The organism is Tamaricihabitans halophyticus (assembly GCF_004340875.1).
In the GTDB taxonomy this organism is placed as follows: Bacteria; Actinomycetota; Actinomycetes; order Mycobacteriales; family Pseudonocardiaceae; genus Tamaricihabitans; species Tamaricihabitans halophyticus.
This window is the reverse complement of the sequence record NZ_SLXQ01000027.1, coordinates 1-19,585: the sequence shown is the minus strand read 5'-3', so window position 1 is coordinate 19,585 and position 19,585 is coordinate 1. Positions and strand designations below refer to the sequence as shown.

The following is a 19,585-nucleotide window of genomic DNA, read 5'->3' as shown; positions in this document are numbered from 1 at the left end:
TATATCGAGATCACTGCTCTCTAGGAGTTGACATGACGGAATCGACTACCCGCTATCTTCGACCGCGCCGCGGCACCAACGCCCTGCAGAAGACCCTGGTTGGCGGTCTGGCCAGGCTCGGCGTATCCGTCCGGGGCGCGCACCAGCTGGTGGTCCGGGGGCGCAACAGCGGGCAATGGCACAGCACACCGGTCTTCCCACTACGACATGCGGGCAGCCGCTACCTGGTCGCGCCACGCGGGCATACGCAGTGGGTCCGCAACCTACGGGTGGCTGGCGAGGGCACACTCCGGGTCGGCCGCGGGTCGCGGACATTCTCCGCGACCGAACTCGCCGACGAGGAAAAGCCGGCGATCCTGCGGGCCTATCTGACCCGCTGGCCCGAGACGAGGTCGCTGTTTCCCGGCGTGCACCGCGACTCGACGGAGGCGAGCTTGCGCGAAAGTGCCGCCGGACTACCGGTCTTCCGGATCACGCTGACGAGCTGATCGCCGCCGCGAGCAGGTCGAGCGCACCGGCCACGGCGGCGGCCCGCACCGCATGGCGATCGCCAGCGGCCCGCAGGGTACGCCGCCGCACACCGGCCTCGGTGGCCGCGGCAAGGTGCACGGTGCCGGCGGCGATCCCATCCTGTGGGTCAGGCCCGGCGACACCGGTCAGTCCGAGACCGATGTCGGCGGAACAGCGCCGTCGCGCGCCTTCGGCGAGTTGGTCGGCTACCCGCGGATGCACCGCACCGTGCTGGCTGAGCAGGGTCGGGTCCACCCCGGCAAGCTCGGCTTTCAGGTCGGTCGCGTACACCACCAGCGCACCGCGTACCACCGCGCTGGCACCGGGTACGGAGGTGAGGGCGGCGCAGACCAGGCCACCGGTCAGTGATTCGGCGCAGGCTACGGTCCGGCCGGCGGCGGTGAGCTGGGCAACCAGCTCCTTGAGTTGAGTTTCGGACGCGCCGAACAATGGCATCACCCGCGATCGGCCAGCGATCTGGCGCGTAACCGGATCGCGCGGACGACGTAGTCCACGCCGGTCACCACGGTCAGCGCGACCGCGATACCCATCGCCACGGCTCCCACGACGAACAGGTAACCAGGCAGCGGCAGCAGGTAGATCACGATCGCCAGAATCTGTGCGACCGTTTTGGCCTTACCGCCACGGCTGGCCGGGATCACGCCGTGCCGGATCACCCAGAACCGCAAGAGTGTCACGCCCAGCTCACGGACGCCGATCACGATGGTGACCCACCAGGGCAGCTCGCCGAGTGCGCTCAGCCCGACCAGCGCGGCACCGATGAGCGCCTTGTCCGCGATCGGGTCGGCGAGTTTGCCGAAGTCGGTAATCAGCCCGTACCTGCGGGCGATCCAGCCATCCACCTGGTCGGTTATCGACGCGATGGCGAACAGCGCGGTCGCGGTGAGCCGCCAGCCCGTTGACTCACCCGCGTCCATGAACAGCGCGAGCAGGAAAACCGGCACCAGCAGCAGCCGGGACACCGTCAGCACGTTGGCGATATTCACGGTGGGAACCGCACGCGGCCCAGCCCGTCCCCGCGCCGAAGGTTCAACCCCGGCGTCGCCGGCGCCATCCGGCGCACTCACCGGAAGGCCTCTCCAGCCAGCTTCTCGACGGCCCGCACCACCAGGTCGACACCTTCGGCTTCGACTACCGTGGCGCGCACCAGATCGCCGACCGTGAGGTCCGCAAGGTCCAGTTCGCCGTCGGCGACGAAGACGCATTCGCCGTCGACTTCCGGCCCCTGATGGGCGGCGCGACCGACCGGTTCCGGATCGGTCCCTTCGACCAGTACCGTCACCTCGTCGCCGATCCGGTCCTCCGCGCGCTGCGCGATCAGTTCCTCGACCAACCCGGAGATCCGGCTGACGCGTTCCGCGATCTCCTCGGTGTCGAGCTTGTCCGCGAGGCCGACGGCTTCCGTGCCGTCCTCGTCGGAGTAGCCGAACACGCCAACCGCGTCCAGCCGTGCCGAGGTCAGGAACCGCTCGAGTTCGGCAAGGTCGTCCTCGGTTTCACCGGGAAACCCGACGATCACGTTGGTGCGGATGCCAGCGGCGGGCGCGAGCTCCCGAATCTGATCGCAGAGCGCCAGGAAGGAGTCGGTCGAACCGAACCGGCGCATCCGGCGCAGCACTGGCTCACTGGCATGCTGGAACGAAAGATCGAAGTACTGGGCGACGCCGGGCGTGGTCGCGATGGTGTGCACCAGTCCCGGCCGGGTTTCCGCCGGCTGCAGGTAGGACACCCGAACCCGGTGGATACCGGGGATTTCCGCCAGCCGGCCAAGTAGCAGCTCCAGCGCCCGCCCACCACCCAGCGAGCGGTCCAGGTCCTTGCCGTAGGATGTGGAGTTCTCACTCACCAGGAACAGTTCCCGGACGCCCTGTTCGGCCAACCAGGCCGCCTCGGCGACTATCTCGTCGGGATGCCGGGAGACGAACGAGCCACGAAACGAGGGTATGGCGCAGAAGGAGCACCGACGGTCGCAGCCCGAGGCGATCTTCAGCGAGGCGACCGGCGCGCTGTCCAGCCTGGTGCGGAGCACCCGCGGCCCCCAGGACCCCGTACCTTGCGCGTGTCCGGGCACCGCGACCTCGGTCGCCGCTTCCGGCCGGTGCACCGGGGAGATGGGCAGTAGCGTGCGCCGGTCGACGGGATCGTGCGCGGCGATCTCGGTGCCGGCGACCACGTCGGTGAGCCGGTTGGCCATATCCGGGTAGTGGTCGAATCCGAGCACCGCGTCCGCTTCCGGCAAGCTCTCCGCGAGTTCGGCGCCGTATCGCTCGGCCAGGCAGCCCACCGCGACCACTTTCGCACCCGAGTCGGCCGCGCCGAGCAGCGTGTCCACCGAGTCCTTCTTCGCCGATTCGACGAAGCCGCAGGTGTTCACCACCACCACATCGGCGGCACCCGCATCGGCGTCGACGAGCTCCCAGCCTCCCTCGGTGAGCCGCCCGGCGAGCTCTTCGGAATCGACCTCGTTACGCGCGCAACCAAGAGTGACCATGGCGACACGGCCAGCCGCTACGGGCTCCCCCGTGGCGGGGCTGGTGGAAGCGGGGTGCGGTGTGGTGGGTTGTGGCACGCCGCTCAGGGTAGCTGTCCGCGCGTGAAACCTCCGTCCCGCGCACGAAACTCGGTGGAATTACCACGCTTGCGAGCAGCGCCGCGGGTATCAGGCCAGGAATCCCCGCAGCAAGGCGGCGGTGGCGTCCAGATGCTCGGCCATCGCATGGCGCGCCCGTTCCGGTTCACCATCAAGAATGGCGCCGACCACCGCCTCATGCTGCCGGTTCGAATGCTCGATGTTCACCGCCAGTTGCGGAATCGCGTCCAGCAGCGTATTCACCCGCATCCGCACGTCCGCGACCGCGGTCGTGAGCGACGGCGAAGCGCTGACCTCGGCGATCGCCAAGTGCAACCGGGAATCCTTACGCCGGTAGTCGACCATGGTCGACTCGTTGCTTTCGGCCAACCGGGCGCGCAGATGCCGGCGCTCGGCCGGACTGAGTGATCGAGCCGCCGCGGTCTCCGCGGCGCCCACCTCGAGTGCCCTGCGCATCGTCAACGTGTCCTCCAGCGCGATGGCCGAACCTACGGATGGTTCAGCACCGAGCCCCCCGGCCGGCGGCATGGTGACAAAGGTGCCGCCGTAGCGGCCGCGCCGGGACTCCACGTAGCCAGCATCGCCGAGCGCCCGGATCGCTTCGCGCAGCGTTACCCTGCTCACATTGAGTCTGGCCGCGAGGTTTCGTTCGGCGGGCAGGCGCTGACCGGGAGCGACCACGCCGAGTTTGATCGCTTGCAGCAGCCGCTCCACGGTTTCCTCGAAGGCGTTGCCGGTGCGGACCGCGCGAAACAGCGCGAGATCCGCACCGGCAAGATCGGCGTCCGGGCTGATCGGCTCACTCACAGCGGGGTCACGTACGCCCCGGAGATGCCACCATCGACGAGGAAGGTGGACGCGGTGACGAAGGAGGCGTCGTCACTAGCCAGGAAGGCCACCCCGGCCGCGATCTCCTCCGGCTCGGCGAACCGGCCAACCGGTACGTGCACCAGCCGCCGGGCGGCACGCTCCGGATCCTTGGCGAACAGCTCCTTGAGCAGCGGCGTGTTCACTGGCCCTGGGCACAATGCGTTGACTCGAATGCCTTCCCTGGCGAACTGCACTCCGAGTTCCCTGCTCATCGCGAGTACCCCGCCTTTGGAGGCGGTGTAGGAGATCTGCGAGGTCGCCGCCCCCATCACCGCGACGAACGAGGCGGTGTTGATGATCGAACCCTTGCCCTGTGCGCGCATCTGCGGCAGCGCATGCTTGCAGCAGAAGTACACCGAGTTCAGGTTGACCTGCTGTACCTTCTCCCACGTCGCCAGCCCGGTGTCCAGAATGGAATCATCTTCGGGTGGCGAGATTCCCGCGTTGTTGAAGGCCACGTCCAGTCGGCCATGATCCGCGACGGTCTGTTCGAAGAGCCTGGCGACCTCGGCCTCCTCGGTCACGTCCACCTGGTGAAAGCTGCCGCCGACCTCGTCCGCCGCGGCCCGGCCGCCGTCGCTGTCCAGGTCGGCGATCACCACGGTGGCGCCCTCGCCGGCGAGCCGCCGGGCCGAAGCAAGGCCGATCCCGCTGGCGCCCCCGGTGATCACGACGACCTTGCCGTCCATTCGCTGTGGCACTGTCATTGTCCGCACATCCCCTTAGTCGGTCGCGATGAATACGTTCTTGGTTTCGGTGAAACTCTCCGCCGCGTCCGGGCCAAGCTCTCTGCCCAAACCGGACTGTTTGTATCCGCCGAACGGGGTCCAGTACCGCACCGCGGAATGTGAGTTCACCGAGAGGTTGCCTGCCGCTACCCCACGAGCGGCGCGCAATGCCCTACCCACGTCTCTGGTCCAGATCGACCCGGAAAGGCCATAGTCGGTGTCGTTGGCCATCCGCACCGCGTCCTCCTCGTCGGTGAACGGAAGTACCGCGACGACGGGACCAAACACCTCCTCGGCGACGGCGGGATGGCTCGAATCGGCCGGGGTGAGCACGGTCGGCGGGAACCAGAACCCGGGACCTCCCGGCGCGCTACCGCGAAACGCGACCGCGCCCTCGTCGGGCAGGTAGGACTGGACCCGCGCGCGGTGTGCCGCGGAGATCAGCGGACCCATCTCGGTGTCCTCCCGCGCGGGATCACCGACCACCACGCCGCGTACGGCGGGTTCGAACAGCGCCATGAATTTCTCGTACACCTCGCGCTGCACCAGGATCCGCGAGCGCGCACAGCAGTCCTGACCGGAGTTGTCGAACACGCCGTACGGCGCCGCTGCCGCCGCGCGCTCCAGGTCCGCGTCGGCGAACACGATGTTCGCGTTGTTTCCGCCCAGTTCCAGGGTCACCTGTTTCACCTGGTCGGCACAGCCGGCCATGATGCCCTTGCCGACCGGGGTCGAACCGGTGAACACCACCTTGCGCACCAGCTCGTGGGTCACCAGCCGCTGGCCGACCACAGGTCCGGCGCCGGGCAGCACCTGGAAGACATCCGGCGGGATACCCGCTGCAATGGCCAGCTCACCGAGCCGCATGGCGGTCAGCGGGGTGAGTTCGGCGGGTTTGACCAGTACGGTGTTCCCCGCGGCCAGCGCGGGCGCGAATCCCCAACCTGCGACTGGCATGGGGAAGTTCCACGGCACGATCACCCCGACCACGCCAACGGGTTCGTGGAAGGTGATGTTCACGCCGCCCGGCACTGGAATCTGCTTGCCGCTCAACCGTTCTGGCGCGGCGGCGTAGTACTCCAGCACATCCCGCACGTTGCCGGCTTCCCCGCGGGCGTTGCCGATCGGGTGCCCGGAGTTGGCCACCTCCAGCCGCGCCAGGTTGTCCAGGTCGGCGTCGACCGCGTCGGCAAAGCGGCGCAGTAGCCGCGCCCGGTCAGCCGGCGCGGTGTCCCGCCATGCGGGTAGCGCGGCGTGCGCGCGGGCGATCGCCGCGTCGGCCTCCGCCACGGAGGCCAGCGGAACACGGCTGATCACCTCTTCGGTCGCCGGGTTCACTACCTCGAACGTACTCATATCCCCTTCCCTGTCGCGTAGTCAGCGGCCGCGGCCACGAGTGCCGCGAACAGCCGCACGTCGCTGATGTCCTCTTCTGGGTGCCACTGCACGCCGCAGACGAATCCGGCGCCTGGCCGTTCCACCGCTTCGATCAGGCCGTCCGAGGTGTGTGCCACCGCGGTGAGCCCGCTGCCGAGCACGTCAATGCCTTGGTGGTGGTGGCATTGCCCGGTGGTTCGAGTGCCGAGGACACTGGCCAGCCCGCTGCCCGGCTCGATGGTGACCTCCGAGGTCGCGAACGTCGCGGGGGCCGGCTGGTGCCGATCATGCCCGAGCACATCCGGCAGGTGTTGGCTCAGCGTGCCCCCGTAGGCCACGTTCAGTACCTCGAATCCCCGGCAGACCCCGAGTACCGGGAGTTCCGCCCGCAGCGCCGCGGCCAGCAGACCGAACTCGTACTCATCGCGGTCCGGGCGCGCACTGGTTCGGGAATGTGGCTGCTGACCGTAGCGTGCCGGGTCGACATCCGCACCGCCGGAAAGCACCAAGCCATCGAGCCCGTCGACGATCCGTCGGAAATCGGTGCCCACGGGTGGCAGCAGCATCGGCACTCCACCCGCGGCCAGCGTCGCGTCCACATAGGTGCGTGGCAGTACCGGTCCTTCGGTGTGCCATACCCCGTAGCTCGACCATTCCAGGTAGGTCGTGATACCGATCAGCGGCTTGCGCTGATCACCGTGCTCATAGTCGCTCGAAGCCACGAACCCGCTCCCAATCGGTTACCGCCGCGTCGAAAGCGGCCAACTCCACACGTGCCGCGTTCAGGTAGTGCTCGACCACATCCGCGCCGAACGCCTCGCTGGCGATCTTGCTGTCGGCCAGCGCGTCCGCGGCCGCGTGCAGTGTGGTTGGCACGGAAGGTTTACCCGAGGTGTAGGCGTTTCCCGCGAGCTCCGGTTCCAGTGCTAGCTCGTTGTCAATGCCGTAGAGGCCGCTGGCGATCAGCGCCGCGACGGCCAGGTACGGGTTGACGTCACCGCCCGGCACGCGGTTTTCCACCCTGAGCGATTGGTCGTGCCCCACCACCCGCAGCGAACAGGTGCGGTTGTCCCGCCCCCAGGCGATCGTGGTCGGCGCGAAGCTGCCGGGCGCAAAGCGCTTGTAGGAGTTGATGTTCGGCGCGAAGAAGTAGGCGAGCTCGCCGAGGCAATGCAGCTGGCCGGCGAGGAATCGGGACATCAGCGGCGAGAAGCCATACTGGTCGTCGCCGGGCAGCACCGCGGAACCGTCCGTACCACGCAGGCTGATGTGGATATGGCAGGAGTTGCCTTCTCGCTCGTTGTACTTGGCCATGAAGGTCAGACTCTTGCCGTGTCGCGCGGAGATCTCCTTGGCGCCATTCTTGTAGATGCTGTGGTTGTCGCATGTGGTCAAGGCATCGGCGTACCGGAAGGCGATCTCATGCTGGCCAGGGTTGCATTCGCCTTTCACCGACTCCGGATACAGGCCGGCGCCGGTCATCGAGTTGCGGATATCCCGCAGTAGCGGTTCCAGCCTAGCCGTGCCCAGCATCGAGTAGTCCACATTGTACTGATTCCCGGGGCGCAGGTCCCGGTAGCCGCGGTCCCATGCCTGCTCGTAGCTGTCGTCGAACACGATGAACTCGAGTTCGGTCCCCACGTACGCCGCGAGCCCGCGTTGCTCGAGGCGATCCAGCTGCCGCCGCAACACCTGACGCGGCGAAACGGGCACCGGCCCGCCGCCGACCCATTCCAGATCGCAGAGCACGGCCACGGTGCCCTCCTGCCACGGAATCGGCCGGAGCGTACGCAGATCGGGGCGCAGCACGAAGTCGCCGTAGCCGGTCTCCCATGAGGACATCGAGTAGCCGTCCACGGTATTCATGTCCACATCCACCGCGAGCAGGTAGTTGCATGCCTCGGTGCCGTGGGCGAGCACTTCCTCCAGGAAATAACGCGCTGAGCACCGTTTGCCTTGCAGCCTGCCCTGCATATCGGTCAGTGCCACGAGGACGGTATCGACCGCTCCGGCCTCGACGAGTTCACGTAGTCGCGGCACACTCAGCGTGCCGTCGGATGCCTCCATGCGGCGTTCCTCCCGGGTTGGGCGAGTTCAACGAGGGCCGTTTAAAGGTCCATGTTTATCCCTTTTCGGAGTCAAACTGACCAGCCCGTCCGGTGTCAAGTTTCGCCAGGAGCACCAGCGTGGTGGCACTAGAGTCAACAAACCGCAGGAGATGTATTGACACGAAGGCGTGAACTGGACCACTCTACCCAAGTTCCAATGGAACGTTCCTATTCCATTAGAGGGCGGTCCCACGACGATGGCCCGAGACAGTGGTGGAGCCACGGATGAGTAAGTCGCGCCGGCACGGTGCCAAGGTGGAATACCAGCATCTGGATGCGCAGTACCTCAAACATCGGCAGCTCAAGCGCGGTGCGGCTGGCTGGGTGTTGCTCGCCGGGCTGGGGGTCAGCTATGTGATATCCGGAGATTTCGCGGGCTGGAACTTCGGGCTGGCCGAAGGCGGCTGGGGCGGGTTGCTGATCGCCACCGCGCTGATGGCGACAATGTATACCTGCATGATTCTCGGACTCGCCGAGATGGCGTCCGCCCTGCCGGTGGCCGGCGCTGGTTACGGTTTCGCCCGTCGGGCACTCGGTCCGCTTGGCGGATTCGCCACCGGTACGGCGATCCTGATCGAGTACGCGATCGCGCCAGCGGCGATCTCCGTGTTCATCGGCGGGTACGTGGAAACGCTCGGCCTGTTCGGGTTGACCAACAGTTGGCCGGTATATCTCGCCTGCTATGTGCTGTTCATCGGGATTCATCTGCGCGGTGTGGGCGAGGCGCTGCGGGTGATGTTCGTGATCACCGCGATCGCCGTAGTAGCGCTGGTGGCATTCGTCGCCGGAATGATCCCACAGTTCTCCGTGGACAATCTGTTCGATATCGCCCCGACCGATGCCGCTGGCGCGAGCACGTTCCTACCGTTCGGCATCGCCGGCGTGCTTGCCGCGCTGGTGTACGGAATCTGGTTCTTCCTCGCCGTGGAGGGGGTTCCGCTGGCGGCGGAGGAAGCGCGGGAGCCGCGCAGGGATATGCCGCGGGGCATTATCGCGGCCATGCTGGTGCTGTTGGGCTTCGCCGCGCTGATCCTGCTCACCGCGCCTGGCGGGGCTGGCTCCAGTGCGATCGCGGAGGCGGACAATCCACTGCCGGCAGCGGTGCGGGCAGCGTATGGCGGAGACAATTTCCTGGCGCAGGTGGTGAACTATGTTGGGCTCGCCGGGTTGGTCGCGAGTTTCTTCTCGATCATCTATGCCTACTCGCGCCAGTTGTTCGCGCTGTCCAGGGCGGGCTACCTGCCCCGCTGGCTGTCCGTGACCGGCCGCCGCAAGACCCCGTACATGGCGCTGCTGATACCCGGCACGATCGGTTTCGCACTGGCAACCATCACCCAGGATGGTGCGAAACTCATCAACATCGCGGTTTTCGGCGCCACGGTGTCCTATGTGCTGCTGAACGTATCGCATATCGTGCTGCGAAAACGGGAGCCAAACCTCGCGCGGCCCTACCGCACCCCGGGCGGCGCCGTCACCACCTCGATAGCCCTCGTGCTCGCACTGGCCGCCGTCATCGCCACCTTCTTCGTCGACCGACTCGCGGCCGCGATCACCGCAGCGATCTTCCTCGCCGCCATCGGCTACTTCTGGTTCTACAGTAGACACCGCCTCGTCGCGAACGCACCAGAAGAAGAGTTCGCGGCACTCAAACAAGCCGAAACGGAACTGGACTCCTGAGTCCCGCAAGATCCCTAAAGATTGCGGTTCGGCGCTGGTGCTGCTCTACAACGCGGTCCAGGTCCATGGACGGGGTACGTCGCCGCGCAGACAGTGAATTCGGTGTCGTGTCTCCTGGATGGCTTCGGGCCGCGTCGCCGTTTTACTCAGAGTAAAGCAGACCCAGCGAAACTCCTGAATATCAGCGAGAAGCCGGTAACGTGGCGCGCCAGTGACGTCGTAGCCGCCGTATGTGCTGACGAACGCTTGATAGTCACCAGTGCCCAGCCGGGCGAAATCCGTGTAGTCCACCGCAAGCTGGACCAAATCCCACTCGGGTGGGCCGATCGCGAACCGCTCCAGGTCCAGGACGATCACCCGACCGGTTTCGGTCACCGCGATATTGCCCTGCCATGCGTCGCCGTGCAGCACGCACCGGGATGAGGCGTAATCTGCTTGTCGATAGCGCTCCCGTAGGTCGTCGAACCGCCGCACTAGCCAGTCACGATCAGCTGGTTCGATACCGACCGCGTCAGCGAGCATCGCGTGGTCGATACCAACGAATGGGTCATAGAAGGGCAGATCAAGCTCGCTGGGGACAGCTAGTCGATGCAGGGCGTTCAGCACCGCGCCCAACTCGCTCGGCGTTGCTACGCGGTGCGGCGGAAGCAGTTCCCACCAGGTAACCGGACGATCGCGCACCAGGTGCGGTTGCGCGGGTATCGCGACGGGCTGGATCGCAGGCACGCCAACATTGGCCAGCCACCGGGCTACCCGCAGCTCCCGCCGCGCGATATGCGCAGTTCCCGCTCTGCCGATCCTGGCGACGATCCCGTGTGGCAACCGGTACAGGGTGTTGGCGCCATCCCGGATCAACTCGGCATCCGTCGTATCGACATGCGCCAGCCGCCCGGCAACCGAAAGCACGTCACTCGCCGCAGCGGCGCCCGCCATCATGATCCGATCACCCTTAATGCCTGTCCGTCCCCGAGGCCACTAGATCCTGCCGTAGTTCGGCAACGTCGGTTATGTCGCTGTGCCGCCTCGAGACCCGCGCCAACCCATGTAGCTCGCTTGCGATCCGCTTAGATCGCAAGCGAGTCGCCCCGTCTAGCGCCTGGCGACCTATCGACACCGCCTCATGCGGATCGCCCACCGACATGGTTAGCGAGGCCAACCGGATCAACGAGAAAACCCTCGACCGAGGATAGTGCTGATCATGTAAACGTATGGCCGCTCGCAAACGGGATGCCGCAATATCGAGATCGCCCGTTTCGACAGCTCCGGGCAACAGTGCCTTACCGGTACTACCCTGGTGTTCGGCTTCGTCGTAGTAGCAGAGCCAAGGTGGGTCCTCAGCAACATCGCGGCCAGCGAATTGCTCGTCGGCACGCTCTACCGCGATTCGTGCCTCGGCATACCGTCCGTTGAGAGCAAGTAGCCGAGCATGTACGACAGCGAGCATCGCTCGGGCCGTACCAGAAACGCGGTCTGCGCGAACTTGGGCGAACTCGATCAAACTCAGCGCATGGTCGAGATCGCCAAGATAGGTGGCCATTCGCGCCATCTCGGCGAGCGTATTGGCACGCAGTGGCCATGACTCCCCTTGGCCCGAGCACCATAACGCGAACTGAAAGTATCGCTCGGCGGCACCATAATTCGCGAAATCGAACGCCGAGAAGGCGACGACACTGGCAAGGTTGCCCGCAGCTTCGAATATGGCTCGCCGCACCTGATCAGTCGCTTGCGCCTCGATCAGCCTTCCAGCCCAGCGCAGCTGCCCGGCGGCCGACTCGGCGGACAAGACACCGCCAAATCGGTTCTCCGACATGGCCGCTACACGCGTGGCAGCGCGTACATGCTCCACGTCTGTCCAACCGGCCCGCGTTGGCACGGGAGTCTCCACATACGTACCGGCAAGCACTGAAAGATCAACACTCGTGCTCATCTCGCCGATTGCCGAATTCGGCTGCGCCAGCGGTTTGGTTTTGCCACGCCGAGTTGGCCAGAAACCTATCTCGCTATCTGCGGCTACGCCCAAGACCTCGCGCAATCCTTCGCGGTAATGCCGACTCGGCCAACGCACCTTGCCTCGCTCGTAGCGGGCGATGGAGTTGGCATCAAGATCATATCGCGTACCTGTAGTTTTCCACAGGTATTCGTTAACGGCTTCGGCAAGCTCTTCCCGACTCATATGCCCAGTAGGAACTACGGTGGAAGGCGTGGCCTCTCGTCGCGCGCGGAGTTGACAGTTCGGTCCCATCTACCACCTCGCATGTTGAAGGCTCTGCCAAACCAACTAGCGCCTCGCAGATTGCCCTGTCAGTTTGCCCCGCTCGGTGCTCTGCCCGCATCCGATCGTATCGATGACCCTATGTGTATGAGTTGGTATATCGGCATGGACGGTGTCGTGCACGATTTCGACGGGAACGCCCCCGTCGAGGACGACACGAGTGGTGAACTGGAATCGGGACAGGCGGCGAAAGCAGTGCACCCGGCAACCGAAAGTCAAGGTGTCGGCAGGTGAGCGGCACCATCGATCCAGCCTTTCTCCCACCCGGAGTGCGCGCCGAAGTCTTCACGCATCGCAACGGACGGAGGGTCACGGTGTATCGGGCGCCGTATCAGACGGCTGGTCCGTACCGACGTGCGCTGCCAGACGGAACCGTCGTGCTCGTGTTCAGCTACGCGTCCTTTGTATTCGAATGGGTTGAAGGCGCGGCCGCCATCCGTGTCGGAATGGGCACCTTGGAACGGTACTCACTGAACTGGTCACAGCCGGTCCGCTGCCCGTGGTCCGCCCAAGTCCTTGCCCAACTCGGCCGGGAATGGGCTGAGTCCCATATGGCCCGATTCCGCAAGTAGCTCAGCTGGCATCACGCGATACGGCGGCGGTATGACCTGGCCATGGCACGACATCTAAGCTCGGGTGGTGACCGAAGGCCTTACCGTGCGGCGGGCCCGCATCGACGATGTCCGAGTCATCAAGTCCCTGGTGGACCAGTACGCGGGACGAGTGCTGCTGGAAAAGGAGTTGGTGACGCTCTATGAGGCGGTGCAGGAATTCTGGGTGGCCGAGCTGGACGGAACGGTCGTCGGCTGCGGCGCGCTGCACGTGCTCTGGGAAGATCTCGCGGAAATCCGTACGGTCGCGGTGGACCGCACGATCCGCCGCGGCGGGGTGGGTCACGCGATCGTGCGCCAGCTGATCCAGCTGGCCAAGGACCTCGGCCTGCCCCGGCTGTTCGTGCTGACCTTCGAAACCCGGTTCTTCGCGAGCCACGGTTTCGTGGAAATCGCCGGTACCCCGGTGGATCCCGAGGTCTACGCGGAGATGCGCCGCTCGGCCGATCGCGGCGTAGCGGAGTTTCTCGACTTGCCCTATGTCAAGCCGAACACCCTCGGCAACAGCAGGATGCTGCTCGAACTCACCTGACACTCGGTGATCATGGCACCCGAAGGTGCGGTGCCACGGCACCCTGACGGCGGTGCTCGACGCCAATCGCGCTGGCCACAATGAGCAAGATCGTCCCGGCCGAACCGGCGCCAGAGAACACGGGAGCGCGTTGATGTCTGGCTTATCGTCCGTCCGCCCCGCCCGCTTTTTCCGTCACGCGCTAGCCGCGCTACTACTCGCCGGGACCGTGACCTTCGCGGGTGCCGGTGTGGCACAGGCCGAGTCGGTGCGGCAGGTCACCGACCGCTACCTGTTCCAGCTGTCCCTCGCCGAGTTCGGCCAGGTTCGCGCCAGCACGCCGCGCCCCGCCGAGCTCGACTGGTCCTCGGACGGCTGCTCCGCCGCGCCGGACAACCCGTTCGGCTTCCAGTTCACCCCGGCATGCCATCGACACGATTTCGGCTACCGCAATTACAAACGCCAGCAACGGTTCAATGCGGACACTCGGCTCCGGCTGGACGATCGGTTCCACGCCGACCTGAAACAGATCTGCGCGGGGAACCGAATCTGCCTCGGTACCGCATGGACCTACTACCAGGCCGTCCGCAAATTCGGCGGCAACTAACAGCGATTCAGCGACGTTCGGCGCATCCGCGCACCACTAATCGGGCACTTCTGGTGGTGGTCCGCCGCGCACCGAAACCACGAAGTTCTGCAGTTCATCAGGTTTGAGTAGCACTTCGCGTGCCTTCGACCCCTCGGAGGGGCCGACCACTCCCCTGGTCTCCAGCAGGTCCATCAGCCGACCCGCCTTGGCGAAACCAACCCGCAGTTTGCGCTGCAACATCGAGGTGGAACCGAACTGCGAGGTGACCACCAACTCGGCGGCCTGCAGGAAGACTTCCAGGTCATCGCCGATATCCGGGTCGACGTCTTTCTGCTCGCTCGCCTTCGCGGCGGTGACGCCCTCGGTGTACTCGGGCTGCGCCTGCTCCTTGGTGAACGCCACGATCGAGGCGATCTCCTCGTCAGCCACGAACGCGCCCTGAATACGAACCGGTTTGCCCGCCCCCATCGGCAGGTACAGCCCATCGCCCATGCCGATCAGCTTCTCCGCGCCCGGCTGGTCCAGGATCACCCGCGAATCGGTGAGCGAGGAGGTGGCGAACGCCAAGCGGGACGGCACATTCGTCTTGATCAACCCGGTCACCACGTCCACTGATGGCCGCTGGGTCGCCAGCACCAGGTGAATACCGGCGGCGCGGGCCTTCTGGGTGATCCGCACGATCGCGTCCTCCACATCGCGCGGCGCGGTCATCATCAGGTCCGCGAGCTCATCCACGATCGCCATGATGTAGGGATACGGCCGGTACTCGCGCTCACTGCCCGGCGGCGCGGTGATCTCCCCGTCCCGCACCTTCTTGTTGAAGTCATCGATATGCCGCACCCTGCTGGCCTGCATATCCTGGTAGCGCTGCTCCATCTCCTCGACCAGCCACGCCAGCGCCGCGGCCGCCTTCTTCGGCTGGGTGATGATCGGGGTGATCAGATGCGGGATACCTTCGTACGGGGTCAGCTCCACCATCTTCGGGTCGATCAGGATCATCCTGACCTCTTCCGGTGTCGCTCTGCTGAGCAAGGACACCAGCATCGAGTTGACGAAACTGGACTTACCCGAACCGGTGGAACCGGCACACAGCAGATGCGGCATCTTGGTGAGGTTCGCGGTCACCATATGACCTTCGATGTCCTTACCAAGCCCGATCAGCATCGGGTGCGGATCCTTGCCGGCCGTTCCCGAACGCAGCACATCGCCCAGCCGCACCATTTCCCGATCCGAGTTCGGTACCTCGATACCAACCGCGGATTTGCCGGGAATCGGCGCGAGTAGCCGAACATTGTCGGTGGCCACCGCGTAGGCGATGTTCTTGGTCAGCGCGGTGATCTTCTCGACCTTCACCCCGGGACCAAGCTCGACCTCATAGCGGGTCACGGTCGGCCCCCTGGTGAAACCAGTGACCTGTGCATCCACTTTGAACTGATCGAGTACCCCGTTGATCGCCTCGATCATCGAGTCGTTGGCCTTGCTCCGCGCCTTCGGCGCGTCCCCGGCTACCAGCAGATCCGGCGGCGGCAGCGTGTAGTCACCCTCCACGGCGCGTACCTGGATCGCCGGAGCCTCGGCCTTGCTCGGCTTCGCCTGCTCGGGCGGCTCGGCCGCGCGCACCTCGGCCGGCTTACGTTTCGCCGGTGTGGCCGGCGCCTCCGGGGTCGCGGCGAGTTCCGCCGTTGGCTCGTCGGACTCCTCCGTACTTGCCTGGCGCCGCCGGGACGGCCGGCGCAGCCGGACCTCGTTCTCTGGTTCCAGCTCAGGCTCATCGTCGTCGAACTCGGCGTGCTCCTCCGGGTCAACACCCCATTCCCGCAGCCTGGTCGGAATCTCCCGCACCGGCGTGCCGGTGAACACCAACACGCCGTACCCGAGCACCAACAACAGGATCGGGATGGCCACCCACGCCGTCACGCCCTTGGCCAGGTAGCCGCCGGTAACGAAACCGATCGCGCCGCCGCCATACAGCCAGTCCGAATACTGCTCGGACTGGCCAGCGAACAGGTGCAGCAAACCCAACAACGCGAGAACGAACAGGATCGATCCGATAACCCTGCGCGGACGCCGTTCCGGCTGCGGTTCACTGCGCATCAGCACGATGCCGACCACCAGCAGCACCATGGGAAGTGCCGTGACACCGGCACCCACGGCGCTGCGGACACCGATCTCCACGTACTGGCCCACCGGACCGGCCGCCTGCCACCAGGCCGCCATGCCAATGATCAGGCCAAGCGCGATGTAGCCGAAGGCCAACCCATCGCGGCGGTGCGCTGGCTCCAGATCACGGGTACGCCCCAATGTGCGGGCCAGCCCGCCGGTGCCTTTGGCCAGCATGTTCCAGGTACCGCGAACCGCCCTGCCGGTGGCGGAACTACGCCGGGCCGGCCGCTTCCGAGCCGTGGACCGGCTACCGCTCGACCGCGAAGCGCCAGAACGAGACCCGCCAGACTTGCTCGCGGTCGATTTTCCGGACCCGGACTTGCCGGATCCGGATTTGCTCGTGCTGGACCGGGACGCGCCCGAACCGGCGCGCGTCTTGGTACTCCCCGAGGTCACCGTGCGGCTAGCCATGCTTCCACGGTAACGCCGGGACGGCCAAAGTCCCAGCAGCCACTCGCGTCACAGTGGCAACATTCCCGACGAACCGACCACGCACGGTCAATAACGTCACCTTCCCGTGGCTGGCCGCGCACCGCATGCCATGCTCTGCTCATGGTGGCCCGCGACTACGACTCGACCGAGCCGACACGCCGGAGTCCGCATATCTCGGATGTTCCCCAGGTATGGCGTGCCCTCACGGCAATCGACAGCGCGCTGGTCCGATTGGTCGGCAAACTCGAGGTCACCGGCACCTTTCCGGATGAACTGCGCGGCCGCCCGGTACTGGTCGCGGCGAACCATATCGGCATGTTCGATCCCTTCGTCCTCATCGCCGCCTGCCGTGCCCTCGGCGTCGCACCCCGGTTCATGCTCACCGCCGGCCTACTCGACGCGCCGGTTCTTGGCAGGCTGCTGCGGGCAAGCGGGCATATCCGGGTCGACAGAGGCAAAAGCAATGTCGCCGAGGCTTTCGGCAGGGCAACCAACGCGCTCCGGGATGCCCGAGTGCCCCTGCTGGTGTACCCGGAAGGGCGCATCAGCAGGGAGCCCGGGCTGTGGCCAGAACGCGGTAAGACCGGATTGGCCAGGATGGCGCTGCACGGCGATGTTCCGGTCATCACCATCAGCCAGTGGGGCGCACACGAAGCGATGTACTGGGGGACGCCAACGGTTCGGGGCTGGCAGGACCTCAAACCGCTGGTCACATCGTTCGCCAAAGCGCTGGCCGGCCAGCGCCGGTTCCGGGTCCATTTCGGCGAACCGGTGGATCTCGGCGACCTTTCCGCTGACCGCGTTGGCGACGCGATGCGCGCGCACACCCGGATCATGCGCGCGATCACCGCGAATCTGGTGCCACTACGCGCCGCGGAGCCGGATACGCCCCGCTTCCATGACCCCACTCGCCCCACCGATTCGCACAGCCCTTGGCGGCCCGAGTCCTGACCAGGCACGAAAATACTCGCTGGGGCCCGGAGCGGACCCCAGCGAGTAGGCAACTAACTGCCCAGCATGCCGCGCAGTTCGGTGATCTCCGCCTGCTGGGTGGCGATGATCTCGCCGGCCAGCTTGGTCGCCGCGTCGTTGACCCCGTTCTTCTGCTGGTCCTTGGACATCGTCACGGCGCCCTCGTGATGCTCGATCATCAGCCTGGCGAACAGCTGGTCGAATTCCGCACCGGAAGCCCCGCGCAGTTCGGCCAGTTGGTCCTCGGTCAGCATTCCGGGCATCCCGTGTCCCTCGGCCATACCGTGACCATCATGTTGCCCTCCGCCGGACTGGTCCGCGCTCGGGACCGGCTCACCCCAGTCCCGCAACCAACCGCTCATCGTGTCGATTTCCGGCTGCTGGGCGCCTTTGATCTCCTTGGCAAGTTCGCGCAACGTGGGGTTGGCCGCGCGATCCGGCGCCAGCTCAGCCATCTGTACGGCTTGCCGGTGATGCGGGATCATTTCCGTCGCGAAGGCGATATCCGCATCGTTGAACTGCTTGCCCGCGCTGGCCGAACTCTCCGTGGCATCGGGAGCCTGCTGCTCCGCGTCCTCGCCGGTGCCACAACCGGCAAGCGCTACGCCGAGCGCCGCGAGCGCGCCAACCAGCGCACGTCGAGCCGAAACACGTCGAAACATAGGTCTACTCCTCGAGAAATAAGTGTGAAAAATCGATATACGAATCACCGCGCGACAATCACGCGGGAACGTCACAAACAAATTCGAGGATTCGGCCTAAATTCGGTACACGCATAATTCGGTGCGTAATGGCGCGGCGCGAGCCGCCCCGGTATCGCTGCCTGCCGTGAACTGACCCGCCGCGTCATCCAGCGTGGCTGGCGGAACCAGCGACACCGGCAAGGCCGTAGCGTCGACATGCGGGCTTGGCGCCTGCTGCACCCCGCGCGCTTCGCAGGTTGGCCCGCCGTGCGAACCGTCGACCGGCGTACGGTCGTCGGTCGAACTCCCGTGCCCGGCGTGCCCCGCCGGCGCGGCCGTGACCAGACTATCCGCCGCTCGGACAACCGGAACATGCCCCGGCAGTCCGTGCATTCCGAACAATCCACCAAGCACGCCGAGTACCAGCGCGAGGCGGGCGATCGAGCGAAAACGGCCGGACACGCCCCCAGGGTATCGCGCGACTGCTACCAGCCGAGCACGGCATGCACCCGCTCGTCCACGATATTGGCCATCGTGGACATGTAGGTGGCGCTGAGGTGGTTGTTGTCCATGTACACGTAGACGTTGCCGATGACCGGCGGACAGCTCGTGGCGGTGCACAGGTAATCGCTGAAGTCGAGGAACCGCACGTTCGACGGGATATTCGGAATGCGCTGGTAGGGAGCTTCCTTCGCGAGCAGTGTCGCCCTTGACGTGGCACAGCGCTTCGCGTCCTTGCCGTATTCCGCCACACAGTCCGCCGGCGGGCCGGTGAACCGTGGGTTGTCCCTGAGCCCGACCAGCGGGATTCCGCTCGCCTCGAGTTTGCGCCACTGTTCGACAAACCCCGGTGGGGTTTGTTCAGTCAAGCCGACCCGGACGTTCCTGGTGGCCATGGTGAATACCGCGTCCGGGCGCATCTCGATGATCTCCCGGAGCGCCGCGGCGTTCCAGTCCACGCACCGTTCGCTGCCCTGGCGGGTCTCGGACTGGGTGGAGAACGGGCAGCCGCCCCGCAGCATGGTGGTGATCCGCCAGTTCTGTTTGTCCGCGATCGGCTTGAACACGCCAAGGTACTGCTGGGCGTGGGAATCGCCGACCACCACGATGTCCCGCTTCGGTGCGCGGACATCGCTGGCACAGATCTCCAGCTCCTCGTTGTACTCGGACACCCGACAGTCCGGCTCGACCAGGCGGGCCCAGTCGTCGGGCAGGGTCACCGCGGAGGGGGCGGTGCGCACACCGGTTTCCCCGGTGTAACGGAATCCCTCGGTGTGCGCCATCGCGCCCGGATGGTTCGGGTCGACCGGGTACTCGGTGCCGTTGGCGGGCTTGGCCGTGGAGACGTCAACCGCGCTCGACTGGGCGATGTGACCGCCGAGCCATTGCCAGCTGGCGGCGATGAGGAGGACGGGGATGAGGGTGAGGATGCCGAAGCGGTAGGCGCCCCAGCGGGTGGTGGTGCCGATGG

22 protein-coding genes are annotated in these 19,585 nt (G+C 65.9%); 8 read left to right on the top strand and 14 right to left on the bottom strand.

The features are described from left to right. The first annotated feature begins 32 nt into the window (after positions 1-32). On the top strand, positions 33-488 hold the full coding sequence (locus EV191_RS28890) for a nitroreductase family deazaflavin-dependent oxidoreductase (RefSeq protein WP_132881148.1): 456 nt from the start codon (positions 33-35) through the stop codon (positions 486-488). Here the strand turns inward: EV191_RS28890 and EV191_RS28885 are convergent. From EV191_RS28885 to EV191_RS28850, 8 genes are all read right to left on the bottom strand, one after another. Further along, the gene (locus tag EV191_RS28885) at positions 472-966 is read right to left on the bottom strand and encodes a CinA family protein (RefSeq protein WP_132881189.1); all 495 of its coding nucleotides are present in this window, start codon (positions 964-966) and stop codon (positions 472-474) included. The genes EV191_RS28890 and EV191_RS28885 overlap by 17 nt on opposite strands. Next, a complete protein-coding gene (pgsA, locus tag EV191_RS28880; protein ID WP_132881146.1) occupies positions 966-1,598 on the bottom strand; it encodes a CDP-diacylglycerol--glycerol-3-phosphate 3-phosphatidyltransferase in 633 nt (210 codons plus the stop codon). Before pgsA ends, EV191_RS28885 begins: the two co-directional genes overlap by 1 nt. Next, positions 1,595-3,022: a 30S ribosomal protein S12 methylthiotransferase RimO gene (gene rimO, locus EV191_RS28875; RefSeq protein WP_132881188.1), complete on the bottom strand. Its 1,428-nt coding sequence runs from the start codon at positions 3,020-3,022 to the stop codon at positions 1,595-1,597. Before rimO ends, pgsA begins: the two co-directional genes overlap by 4 nt. Before the next feature lie 168 nt (positions 3,023-3,190). Further along, a complete protein-coding gene (locus tag EV191_RS28870) occupies positions 3,191-3,928 on the bottom strand; it encodes a FadR/GntR family transcriptional regulator (protein ID WP_243659318.1) in 738 nt (245 codons plus the stop codon). Further along, positions 3,925-4,692, bottom strand: coding sequence for a 3-oxoacyl-ACP reductase (locus EV191_RS28865; RefSeq protein ID WP_132881184.1), 768 nt, complete (start codon positions 4,690-4,692; stop codon positions 3,925-3,927). Before EV191_RS28865 ends, EV191_RS28870 begins: the two co-directional genes overlap by 4 nt. 21 nt (positions 4,693-4,713) lie before the next feature. After that, on the bottom strand, positions 4,714-6,075 hold the full coding sequence (locus EV191_RS28860) for an aldehyde dehydrogenase family protein (protein ID WP_132881144.1): 1,362 nt from the start codon (positions 6,073-6,075) through the stop codon (positions 4,714-4,716). After that, positions 6,072-6,818 (bottom strand): gamma-glutamyl-gamma-aminobutyrate hydrolase family protein, encoded by a 747-nt coding sequence (locus tag EV191_RS28855; protein ID WP_132881143.1) that lies wholly within the window; start codon positions 6,816-6,818, stop codon positions 6,072-6,074. Before EV191_RS28855 ends, EV191_RS28860 begins: the two co-directional genes overlap by 4 nt. Then, positions 6,799-8,163 (bottom strand): glutamine synthetase family protein, encoded by a 1,365-nt coding sequence (locus EV191_RS28850; protein ID WP_132881141.1) that lies wholly within the window; start codon positions 8,161-8,163, stop codon positions 6,799-6,801. Before EV191_RS28850 ends, EV191_RS28855 begins: the two co-directional genes overlap by 20 nt. A gap of 266 nt (positions 8,164-8,429) precedes the next feature. Between EV191_RS28850 and eat the strand changes: the two genes are divergently transcribed. Continuing rightward, a complete protein-coding gene (gene eat, locus EV191_RS28845) occupies positions 8,430-9,881 on the top strand; it encodes an ethanolamine permease (RefSeq protein WP_132881139.1) in 1,452 nt (483 codons plus the stop codon). A gap of 45 nt (positions 9,882-9,926) precedes the next feature. Here the strand turns inward: eat and EV191_RS28840 are convergent, their stop codons facing one another. Then, the gene (locus EV191_RS28840) at positions 9,927-10,817 is read right to left on the bottom strand and encodes a phosphotransferase family protein (RefSeq protein ID WP_243659317.1); all 891 of its coding nucleotides are present in this window, start codon (positions 10,815-10,817) and stop codon (positions 9,927-9,929) included. 13 nt (positions 10,818-10,830) lie between these two features. Beyond that, positions 10,831-12,054, bottom strand: a complete 1,224-nt coding sequence (locus tag EV191_RS28835; RefSeq protein ID WP_132881137.1) for a tetratricopeptide repeat protein — start codon at positions 12,052-12,054, stop codon at positions 10,831-10,833. Positions 12,055-12,240: 186 nt separating this feature from the next. Between EV191_RS28835 and EV191_RS30265 the strand changes: the two genes are divergently transcribed. From EV191_RS30265 to EV191_RS28820, 4 genes are all read left to right on the top strand, one after another. Continuing rightward, a complete protein-coding gene (locus EV191_RS30265) occupies positions 12,241-12,387 on the top strand; it encodes a hypothetical protein (protein ID WP_165913158.1) in 147 nt (48 codons plus the stop codon). Further along, complete coding sequence (locus EV191_RS28830; RefSeq protein WP_132881136.1) at positions 12,384-12,725, top strand: hypothetical protein; 342 nt, start codon at positions 12,384-12,386, stop codon at positions 12,723-12,725. The genes EV191_RS30265 and EV191_RS28830 overlap by 4 nt, the downstream gene beginning before the upstream one ends. 67 nt (positions 12,726-12,792) lie before the next feature. Then, on the top strand, positions 12,793-13,296 hold the full coding sequence (locus tag EV191_RS28825; RefSeq protein ID WP_243659316.1) for an amino-acid N-acetyltransferase: 504 nt from the start codon (positions 12,793-12,795) through the stop codon (positions 13,294-13,296). Positions 13,297-13,429: 133 nt separating this feature from the next. Then, positions 13,430-13,882 carry a phospholipase gene (locus EV191_RS28820; RefSeq protein ID WP_132881132.1) on the top strand — a complete coding sequence of 151 codons (453 nt, stop codon included), beginning with the start codon at positions 13,430-13,432 and terminating at the stop codon, positions 13,880-13,882. Positions 13,883-13,918: 36 nt separating this feature from the next. On the opposite strand, the gene EV191_RS28815 is transcribed toward EV191_RS28820, so the two are convergent. Next, positions 13,919-16,201 (bottom strand): DNA translocase FtsK, encoded by a 2,283-nt coding sequence (locus EV191_RS28815; RefSeq protein ID WP_243659315.1) that lies wholly within the window; start codon positions 16,199-16,201, stop codon positions 13,919-13,921. Between EV191_RS28815 and EV191_RS30745 the strand changes: the two genes are divergently transcribed. Together EV191_RS30745 and EV191_RS28810 are read left to right on the top strand one after the other, a co-directional pair. Continuing rightward, a complete protein-coding gene (locus EV191_RS30745; RefSeq protein WP_243659314.1) occupies positions 16,200-16,451 on the top strand; it encodes a hypothetical protein in 252 nt (83 codons plus the stop codon). The two genes, EV191_RS28815 and EV191_RS30745, sit on opposite strands and share 2 nt — an antisense overlap. Positions 16,452-16,579: 128 nt before the next feature. Further along, positions 16,580-17,410, top strand: coding sequence for a lysophospholipid acyltransferase family protein (locus EV191_RS28810; RefSeq protein ID WP_132881129.1), 831 nt, complete (start codon positions 16,580-16,582; stop codon positions 17,408-17,410). 53 nt (positions 17,411-17,463) lie between these two features. On the opposite strand, the gene EV191_RS28805 is transcribed toward EV191_RS28810, so the two are convergent. The 3 genes from EV191_RS28805 to EV191_RS30260 form a co-directional block, all read right to left on the bottom strand. Then, positions 17,464-18,093: a DUF305 domain-containing protein gene (locus EV191_RS28805; RefSeq protein WP_132881127.1), complete on the bottom strand. Its 630-nt coding sequence runs from the start codon at positions 18,091-18,093 to the stop codon at positions 17,464-17,466. Positions 18,094-18,189: 96 nt separating this feature from the next. Continuing rightward, on the bottom strand, positions 18,190-18,576 hold the full coding sequence (locus tag EV191_RS28800) for a DUF6153 family protein (protein ID WP_132881125.1): 387 nt from the start codon (positions 18,574-18,576) through the stop codon (positions 18,190-18,192). A gap of 23 nt (positions 18,577-18,599) precedes the next feature. After that, positions 18,600-19,585, bottom strand: a 986-nt coding sequence (locus tag EV191_RS30260; protein WP_279388477.1) for an SGNH hydrolase domain-containing protein, incomplete at its 5' end; no start/stop codon positions are given.

Bases quoted from the DNA above. Each gene is read 5' to 3' on its own strand.
- EV191_RS28885 (WP_132881189.1), bottom strand. From the start codon at position 966: ATGCCATTGTTCGGCGCGTCCGAAACTCAACTCAAGGAGCTGGTTGCC.
- EV191_RS28815 (WP_243659315.1), bottom strand. From the start codon at position 16,201: ATGCTGGCCAAAGGCACCGGCGGGCTGGCCCGCACATTGGGGCGTACC.
- EV191_RS28860 (WP_132881144.1), bottom strand. From the start codon at position 6,075: ATGAGTACGTTCGAGGTAGTGAACCCGGCGACCGAAGAGGTGATCAGC.
- EV191_RS28850 (WP_132881141.1), bottom strand. From the start codon at position 8,163: ATGGAGGCATCCGACGGCACGCTGAGTGTGCCGCGACTACGTGAACTC.
- EV191_RS28820 (WP_132881132.1), top strand. From the start codon at position 13,430: ATGTCTGGCTTATCGTCCGTCCGCCCCGCCCGCTTTTTCCGTCACGCG.
- EV191_RS28890 (WP_132881148.1), top strand. From the start codon at position 33: ATGACGGAATCGACTACCCGCTATCTTCGACCGCGCCGCGGCACCAAC.
- EV191_RS28810 (WP_132881129.1), top strand. From the start codon at position 16,580: ATGGTGGCCCGCGACTACGACTCGACCGAGCCGACACGCCGGAGTCCG.
- EV191_RS30745 (WP_243659314.1), top strand. From the start codon at position 16,200: ATGTTCCAGGTACCGCGAACCGCCCTGCCGGTGGCGGAACTACGCCGG.
- EV191_RS30265 (WP_165913158.1), top strand. From the start codon at position 12,241: ATGAGTTGGTATATCGGCATGGACGGTGTCGTGCACGATTTCGACGGG.
- EV191_RS28835 (WP_132881137.1), bottom strand. From the start codon at position 12,054: ATGAGTCGGGAAGAGCTTGCCGAAGCCGTTAACGAATACCTGTGGAAA.
- eat (WP_132881139.1), top strand. From the start codon at position 8,430: ATGAGTAAGTCGCGCCGGCACGGTGCCAAGGTGGAATACCAGCATCTG.
- EV191_RS28805 (WP_132881127.1), bottom strand. From the start codon at position 18,093: ATGTTTCGACGTGTTTCGGCTCGACGTGCGCTGGTTGGCGCGCTCGCG.
- EV191_RS28840 (WP_243659317.1), bottom strand. From the start codon at position 10,817: ATGATGGCGGGCGCCGCTGCGGCGAGTGACGTGCTTTCGGTTGCCGGG.
- rimO (WP_132881188.1), bottom strand. From the start codon at position 3,022: ATGGTCACTCTTGGTTGCGCGCGTAACGAGGTCGATTCCGAAGAGCTC.